6 protein-coding genes and 1 pseudogene are annotated in these 8,587 nt (G+C 34.5%); 6 read left to right on the forward strand and 1 reads right to left on the reverse strand.

Going from position 1 to position 8,587, the window contains the following annotated elements:
• On the reverse strand, positions 1–157 hold a 157-nt coding region (locus BHF71_RS11615), incomplete at its 3' end, for a transposase (protein WP_084024145.1).
• Between the two features lie 272 nt (positions 158–429).
• Here BHF71_RS11615 and secD point away from each other — a divergent pair.
• From secD to BHF71_RS11630, 6 genes and pseudogenes are all read left to right on the forward strand, one after another.
• Positions 430–2,596 (forward strand): annotated as a pseudogene (gene secD, locus BHF71_RS12610) (protein translocase subunit SecD).
• Between the two features lie 55 nt (positions 2,597–2,651).
• Positions 2,652–4,982: a single-stranded-DNA-specific exonuclease RecJ gene (gene recJ / locus BHF71_RS08025; RefSeq protein ID WP_176717334.1), complete on the forward strand. Its 2,331-nt coding sequence runs from the start codon at positions 2,652–2,654 to the stop codon at positions 4,980–4,982.
• A gap of 24 nt (positions 4,983–5,006) precedes the next feature.
• Positions 5,007–5,519, forward strand: coding sequence for an adenine phosphoribosyltransferase (locus BHF71_RS08030; protein ID WP_069657153.1), 513 nt, complete (start codon positions 5,007–5,009; stop codon positions 5,517–5,519).
• Positions 5,520–5,663: 144 nt separating this feature from the next.
• The gene (locus tag BHF71_RS08035; protein ID WP_069657154.1) at positions 5,664–7,832 is read left to right on the forward strand and encodes a RelA/SpoT family protein; all 2,169 of its coding nucleotides are present in this window, start codon (positions 5,664–5,666) and stop codon (positions 7,830–7,832) included.
• Positions 7,833–7,861: 29 nt separating this feature from the next.
• Positions 7,862–8,308, forward strand: a complete 447-nt coding sequence (gene dtd, locus BHF71_RS08040) for a D-aminoacyl-tRNA deacylase (protein ID WP_069657155.1) — start codon at positions 7,862–7,864, stop codon at positions 8,306–8,308.
• Positions 8,309–8,434: 126 nt separating this feature from the next.
• On the forward strand, positions 8,435–8,587 hold a 153-nt coding region (locus BHF71_RS11630; protein WP_084024111.1), incomplete at its 3' end, for a transposase.

Below are 8,587 nucleotides of genomic sequence, written 5' to 3' on the forward strand. Positions count from 1 at the left end.
CGTTATCTAAAGAATAGGTATCTTTAACCAAATCGTATATAAAGCTAAAGTCAATTGCTTGATCTATTTTCCTCACTAGATGATCCTCTGGTACTAAATCTTCTATTGATACTAATTCAACTTGAGTTCTTACATCTTCCTTACGTTTTGTTAACATGTTTCTCCCCTCACAAGATATTTATTACATACTTATTATACAAAAAAAGCTTGTAGATTTGTCTAAATAAAGACTTTGTCTACAAGCTGAGACCTTACTTTTATGTGAGGTCTTTTTCCTATCAGAAATTAGAAATTGAAATAAAAATACCTTTCAATTTATCAAATGGTTATAATTGTTTAACTCAAATATGGTAAGATATTAATTGGAGGCAAAAATAAGTTATAACTCCACTATTAGCTTTATTGAATGAAAAAGGAGGACAAAGGTAAATGATTCGTCTAAATCGATTATTAGGATTTATAGCAATCATTGTAGTTTTAACTGTATTAATGATCGCTACAATTAAACCAGTTTTGAATAATATAACTTTAGGTTTAGACTTACAAGGTGGCTTTGAAGTGTTGTATCAAGCAATACCTACAGATGGTCAAGAGATAACAACCCAGGCATTGAAAGAGACAGCTGCTGCCATTGATAGAAGAATTGACGTTCTTGGTGTTACTGAACCAAGAATTGAAATTGAAGGAACAGATCGGATTAGAATACAATTAGCTGGTGTGCCAGATCAAGATGCTGCTAGAGAGTTACTAGGAAAACCTGCTAAACTAACTTTCAGAAATGTGAATAATGAGATCTTATTGGATGGTTCTGACTTGGTGGAAGGTGGAGCAAGTGTAGACCTTGATAAAATAGGACGTCCTGTAGTTGTCTTAAAACTAAAAGATGCAGATAAATTTAGGGACATTACTGCTAAATACATAGGACAATCTATTGGTATTTATTTAGACGAGGAATTAATAACAAACCCTGTTGTTAATCAAGTAATTTCTACTGGTGATGCCATTATAACCGGACAGGAAACAGTTGAAGAAGCGCAAGAGCTTGCTGATTTATTAAATGCTGGTGCATTACCTCTAGACTTAAAAGAGCTTCAATCCCAAAGTGTTGGAGCTACATTGGGAATGAAAGCCTTAGAATTAACTATCAAAGCAGGAATTATTGGTGCAATCTTCGTGCTTCTATTTATGATTTTTTACTATCGTGTTCCAGGAATTATTGCTAGCTATGCACTAGTTGTGTATGTTTATCTTATTTTAGTTCTATTCTGGTTATTACATGTTACTCTTACCTTACCAGGAATTGCTGCGTTAGTATTAGGGGTTGGAATGGCGATAGATGCTAATATCATTACTTATGAGAGAATAAAAGAAGAATTAAAAAGTGGAAAGAGTTTATTATCTTCGGTACGTGCTGGTTCAAGAAGATCTTTATCTACCATTATCGATGCTAACATTACCACAATTTTAGCTGCCATCGTATTATATATCTTCGGTACCAGTTTGATACGTGGATTTGCAATAACCTTAATCGTTAGTATTATCGTAAGTTTAATTACAGCAGTATATGGTTCGAAATTATTGCTTAATCTCTTCGTGAAGTCGAATCTTGTTACGAATCCACGAGCATATGGAGTAAAGGAGGAAGAGATTAGTGAACTATAAATTTGATTTTTATAAATATCGAAAAATTTACTTTATTATCTCAGGAGTAATAATGTTATTAGGGATTGTTTCCCTTCTAATTTTCGGATTAAACTTAGGTGTAGATTTTAAAAGCGGAACTCGAATTGAAATTAACATTGAACAGAATTTTGTTGAGAAGGATATAAGAAGCTTGTTAAAAGATGCAGAAACTGCTGCCAAGGAGCAAGGGATTAAGGACGTTGATCTAACCCCATCAATAGTTAGACAAGCTGGAAATAAAAATGGAATTGCTGTAGTAAGATTCGATCAAACGATTAATTCTGATGTTTTACCAGTGATTAAGGAAGTGTTCCGTTCAAAATATGGTGAACAAGTTGATCTGATTGAAAGTAAGGTTGATCCAACAATCGGGAGAGAATTAGCGAGAAAAGCCTTTTATGCAGTCCTTTGGGCTTCATTAGGCATCATTATTTATGTTTCAATTCGCTTTGAATTTCGGTTTGGTGTAACGGCAATTATCGCCCTCTTTCACGATGCTTTCTTTGTAATAGCGATCTTTTCGCTATTAAGGTTAGAGGTTGATCTAACATTTATTGCTGCGATTCTAACCATAGTAGGTTATTCCATCAATGACACTATCGTTATTTTTGATCGGATACGAGAAAATATGAAACTGAATAAAGTAAAACGTGCTAGGGATATTGAAAATATCGTCAACATTAGTTTAAATCAAACCTTGGCTCGTTCAATCAATACTTCTTTGACAGTCCTTTTTACGGCTCTTGCACTTTTCATTCTAGGTGGAGAGGGAATTAAGAACTTTTCCCTTGCACTCGTTCTTGGTTTAATAAGTGGTGCTTACTCTTCTATCTTTATAGCTGCTCCAATTTGGGCTTTATGGAAGGGTAAAGATTTGGATAAGAAGAAATTTAAACCACAAATAGAATCTTAAATTCAGTTTGCCACCCTCTTACTTTTAAATTATAATGGAAGTCGGTGTAGAAGGGATGAAACTAATGCTTAAAGCAAAAAAGCGATGGCATATTCAAGAAACCGATGCCGACGAAATTGAAAAAATCGTAAGAGATAATGGTGTCCATCCATTAATTGCTCAGATATTAGCAAAAAGAGGGCTTAAGGAAAAGGAAGTTATTTCTCGATATTTTGGAGTAGATGCTTCACTAATGTATGATCCTTTCCTAATGGCGGATATGAAAAAGGCTGTTGAAAGAATCCATCAAGCGATCCTGAAAAATGAAAAGATATTGATTTACGGAGATTACGATGCTGATGGTGTCACGAGTACTACGTTACTACTTAAAGTTTTGTCAATTTTGGATGCTGATTTTTCCTATTATATTCCTAATCGTTTCACTGAAGGATATGGACTAAACCATGATGCAATTGAGGAAGCTTATAGGAATGGAATTAAAGTTATAATAACAGTAGACACTGGAATAAGCGCAGTAAAAGAGGCTGAATTAGCTAAAGACTTAGGTATAACACTAATAATTACTGATCATCATCAACCTCCTGCTGTTTTACCTGATGCTTTCGCAGTAATTAATCCTAAAAGGCCGGGTGATGGGTATCCTTTCAAAGAGCTTGCTGGTGTTGGTGTTGCCTTTAAATTGGCTCACGCCCTGTTAGGTAGGATGCCCATTGAATTATTGGATATAGTTGCAATCGGTACTATAGCCGATCTAGTTCCTCTGGTTGATGAAAATCGGATTATCGCAAGTCTTGGTTTAAAACAGCTTGAACAAACTGCTCATCTTGGAATTAAGGCGTTGTTAAGAGAAAATGGATTAGCAAATAAAAAGGTGACGGCTGGACATATCGGCTATATCATTGCTCCAAGAATAAATGCCAGTGGAAGATTAGATACAGCTGGTCATGCTGTTCGGCTATTCATAACTGAAGATGAGGCGGAAGCTAAAGAGATAGCAAAGCTGTTGGATCAGATAAATCAAGAACGACAATCTCTTGTGGATCAGATTACTGACGAGGCATTGCAAATTATAAATACAATTGGATTGGATCGGGATAAAGTTATAATCGTTGCTAAAGAAAATTGGAATGTTGGCGTTATTGGGATTGTAGCTTCGCGAATTTTAGAAAAGTACTATAAACCCACGATTATCCTAAGTATTGATCCAGAAACCAAGATCGCTAAGGGGTCAGCTAGGAGTATTGAAGGTTATGATATATACCAGGCTTTAACGGCTGCCAAGGATCTTTTACCACATTACGGTGGACATCCAGCAGCTGCTGGGCTTAGTATTAACGAAATAAATATTCCGGATTTACGTTCCAGATTAAATAAACTGGCTGATGAATGGCTAAGTGATGAAGATTTTACCCCAATTGAAAAAGTAGATGCTGTATGTAGTTTGCAGGATATTAGTTTAGAATTGATCAAGCAAATCGAGCAAATGGAACCATTTGGTATGGGGAATCCAAGTCCAAGAATACTAATTAATCAAGCAGAAATAAGTGATTTGACAGTATTAGGGAATGAAAAACAACATTTAAAAATAAATGTAAAAGATAAGAATAAATATATGGAGGCATTATTTTTTAAAAAAAGTGATTTAATAAAAGATATTGCTCCACTTTCCAAGGTTCAACTTTTAGGAGAATTAACCCTAAATAACTGGAAGGGACAAGTTAAACCCCAAATAATCGTTAGAGATTTACAAATTCCATATCTACAGATTTTTGATTGGCGTAAAAGTGATCTCATGAAACGTATAAAAGATATCTCATTTACAGATACAGCTCTAATATATAGTAATAAATTGAAGGGTTTTACAGAACAAACTGGTGATTATTTAACGTTTCCTTATGATGATTGGCATAAACTTAAAGAGTATAACTTAAGATCAGTTGTTTTTGTAGATTTACCACCTTCGGTTGATGTAATGATAAAAACCTTAAAGGCAATCCCGGAATTAGAAAGAATTTATTATATTTTCAATTCTGATGACAAATTATCATTTCCAATGAAAGTAAATCGGAATTTATTTAAACAAGTATATTTGGCATTAAAAGAGAACTCTTCATTGATAACTAAAACTAATATCGAACATTATTTTAATAAATTTGAGATTGATTCAAATGTTATTGAATTTGTGCTTAATATATTTGAGGAATTAGGTTTTATAACGGTAAACGAAAAACGAATTACTGTTAATCCTAATCCGAAGAAAAAAGATTTAATTCATTCTTCGTTATATCGACGCTATATAGAACAGGAAGAAGTAAGGCAATTATTTTTGTATTCTAATCATTATAAGCTTAAAACATGGTTTATTAACCAATATTATAGTAAGTAAACATAGTCTTAGGAGGATGTAATTATGGATTATAAAAGTTTAATAAGGGTAATTCCAGATTTCCCTCAGCCTGGAATCTCATTTAAGGACATAACAACTTTACTTAAAGATGGTCAAGCGTATAAAAGTGCAATTGATGAATTAGCTGAATTTGCTAAGAATAAAGATATTGACCTAATAGCAGGGCCAGAAGCAAGGGGGTTTGTAGTTGGAGCTCCACTTTCATATGCCTTAGGAGTCGGATTTGTGCCAATTCGCAAAAAAGGTAAATTACCTGCAGAAACCATAGAAGCAAGTTACGATTTAGAATATGGCAAGGACGCCTTGGCTATGCATAAAGATGCTATCAAACCGGGACAGAAAGTGTTGATTGCTGATGATCTTTTAGCTACTGGCGGTACTATACAAACAACGGTAGAATTGGTAAAAAAATTAGGCGGGGAGATTGTCGGTGCTGCATTCTTAATTGAATTAAGTTATCTAAAAGGTCGAGATAAGTTAAAAGATATTGATGTTTTTTCATTAGTTAAATACTAATTCGACGTTGGTTGTTTGAAATTATTGGAAGCAGTAAACCCAGCAAACAAATGTTGGGTTTTTTCTTATCAACTTTACAAGATGCTACAAATAGAAGATAATAAATAGAAATAATTAAAATTACTAGAATGTAAAGGTGAGCATATGGAAAATGAGATAGTAGAAGTAATTAATAAAGCAAGTGAATACATGTCAAAAGACGATGTTGATTTGATTAGAAAAGCATATCAATTTGCAAAGAATGCTCATGAAGGTCAAATCAGACGTTCCGGCGAACCTTACATTATTCATCCTATTAAAGTAACAGAGATATTGGTAGGTTTACAATTAGATGTGGTTACAGTGGTTTCAGGTCTGTTACATGATGTAGTTGAAGATACTGAAGTCACTTTAGAGGAGATAGAGGAAAAATTTGGGCCAGAAGTTTCGAGATTAGTTGATGGTGTTACGAAGTTAAGAAGGATTAAATATAAATCGAAAGAAGAGCAACAAGCGGAGAATCACCGTAAGATGCTCGTGGCAATGGCTAAGGATATTAGAGTCATCTTGATTAAATTGGCAGACCGTTTGCATAATATGAGGACGCTAAAGCACGTTCCCGAAGAAAAGCAACGTCGTACAGCCCAAGAAACCTTGGAAATTTTTGCACCTTTGGCCCATCGACTTGGTATTTCCACAATCAAATGGGAATTAGAAGACATAGCACTCAGATATATTAATCCCCAACAATATTATCGCATTGCCAATTTGATGAAAAAGAAGAGAGCCGAACGTGAAGAATATTTGAATAAAGTAATCGAAATGATCCGAGATCGATTGGAAGAATTAGGGATTAATTCTGAGATTTCGGGGCGTCCAAAACATATTTACAGCATATATCGTAAAATGATTGGACAAAACAAGGAATTTAATGAAATTTATGATCTCTTAGCTGTTAGGGTGATAGTAGATTCTATAAAAGATTGTTATGCAGTCTTAGGAACGATTCATACTCTTTGGAAACCGATGCCTGGAAGGTTTAAAGACTATATTGCTATGCCGAAGGCCAATATGTATCAATCTTTACACACTACAGTGATTGGTCCAAAGGGAGAACCGTTAGAGGTTCAAATTCGTACTTTTGAAATGCATCACACGGCAGAATATGGGATTGCTGCTCATTGGGCATATAAAGAAGGTAAAGCTCAGCTAGAAGGGTCATTTGAAGAAAAACTTTCGTGGTTTAGAGAAATTCTAGAATGGCAAGATGACTATCGTGATGCTAGAGAGTTCATGGAATCTCTTAAGATGGATTTATTTTCTGATATTGTCTTTGTTTTCACGCCTAAGGGAGACGTTATTGAATTACCATACGGTTCGGTTCCGTTAGATTTTGCTTACCGTATCCATACAGAAATAGGGAACCACTGTGTTGGAGCCAAAGTAAATGGAAAAATCGTTCCGTTGGACTACGAATTGAAAACAGGAGATATCGTGGAAATCCTTACCTCTAAACATAGCTATGGTCCTAGTCAAGATTGGTTGAAAATCGCCCAATCTTCCCATGCTCGATCCAAGATTAAACAGTGGTTTAAAAAGGAAAAAAGAAGTGAAAATGTAGGAAAGGGTAGGGAAAGTATTGAGAGAGAACTCCAGAAACAAGGTTTTGAACCTTCAGAATTTATGACACCTGAGCTTTTGAAAGAAATTGCAGCTAAATTTAATTTTAATGATGAAGAAGATATGATGGCGGCAATTGGTTATGGTGGAATTACTGCTGCACAAATCGTTACTCGATTAACAGAAAAAGCTAAAAGAGAAATTGAAAAAATTTCAATACAAGAACATGATTATCGTCAACCCTTATCTAACAAGAAAAAGAAGATGGCAACTGGTGTCAAAGTTAAAGGGGTGGATAATCTGTTAGTGAGGTTTTCAAGATGTTGTAACCCTGTTCCAGGTGATGAAATTATTGGTTTTATAACAAGAGGAAGAGGGGTTTCTATCCATCGTGCAGATTGTCCAAATGTTAAAGTTGCAGATTATAAGGAAAGACTTATTGTAGTTGAATGGGATGATGCCGCGTTAGATCAATCATATACAGCTGATATTGAGGTTAAAGGTGTGGATAGAAGAGGATTATTAAACGAAGTTCTTCAGGCTGTATCTGAAACTAAGACAAATATGACTGCTGTTTCAGGAAGGTCAGATAAGAATAAAATGGCTACTATTCTGATGACGGTTCTAATTAATAACACTGAACATTTACATGCAGTAGTTGAAAGAATTAAACGAGTTAAAGATGTTTATTCTGTAAGAAGGATTATGCAGTAATATATTCTGGTTAAAAAGGGGAATTTCAATTGAGAGTAGTGTTGCAAAGGGCAAAAAATGCCAAAGTATATGTTGATAATCAAGTTGTTGGAGCTATTGATTATGGCGTGATGATTTTGGTAGGTGTTACCCACGATGACGACGAAAAGGACATACAATATATTGCTGATAAAATAGTCAATTTGAGGATATTTGAAGATGAGCAAGGAAAGATGAATCTTTCACTACTTGATGTTAAAGGTAGTGTACTTTCAGTTTCTCAATTCACTTTATATGGTGATGCCAGAAAGGGAAGAAGACCTAATTTTATGAATGCGGCGAAGCCAGAGGTGGCTAATAAATGGTATCAGCGTCTCAATGAAGTGATAAAAGAAAAAGGAATTCATGTTGAAACTGGAATTTTTGGTGAAATGATGGACGTTGAGTTTACAAATGATGGTCCAGTTACAATCATTTTAGAAAGCGCTGTCAAATAAGTTGATAATCAAAAAGGTGGGATTATTCCCACCTTTCAGCTTGTAGACAAAGTCTTTATTTAGACAAATCTACAAGCTTTTTTTGTATAATAGATATTGTAATAAATATCTTGTGAGGGGAGAAATATGTTAACAAAGCGTAAGGAAGATGTGAGAACTCAAGTTGAATTAGTATCAATAGAGGATCTGGTACCAGAGGATCATTTGGTTAGGAAAATAGATCAAGCAATTGACTTTAGCTTTATATACGATTTGGTTAAAGATACCTATTCTTTAGAT

The organism is Vulcanibacillus modesticaldus, assembly GCF_001730235.1.
GTDB classification, from domain to species: Bacteria; Bacillota; Bacilli; order Tepidibacillales; family Tepidibacillaceae; genus Vulcanibacillus; species Vulcanibacillus modesticaldus.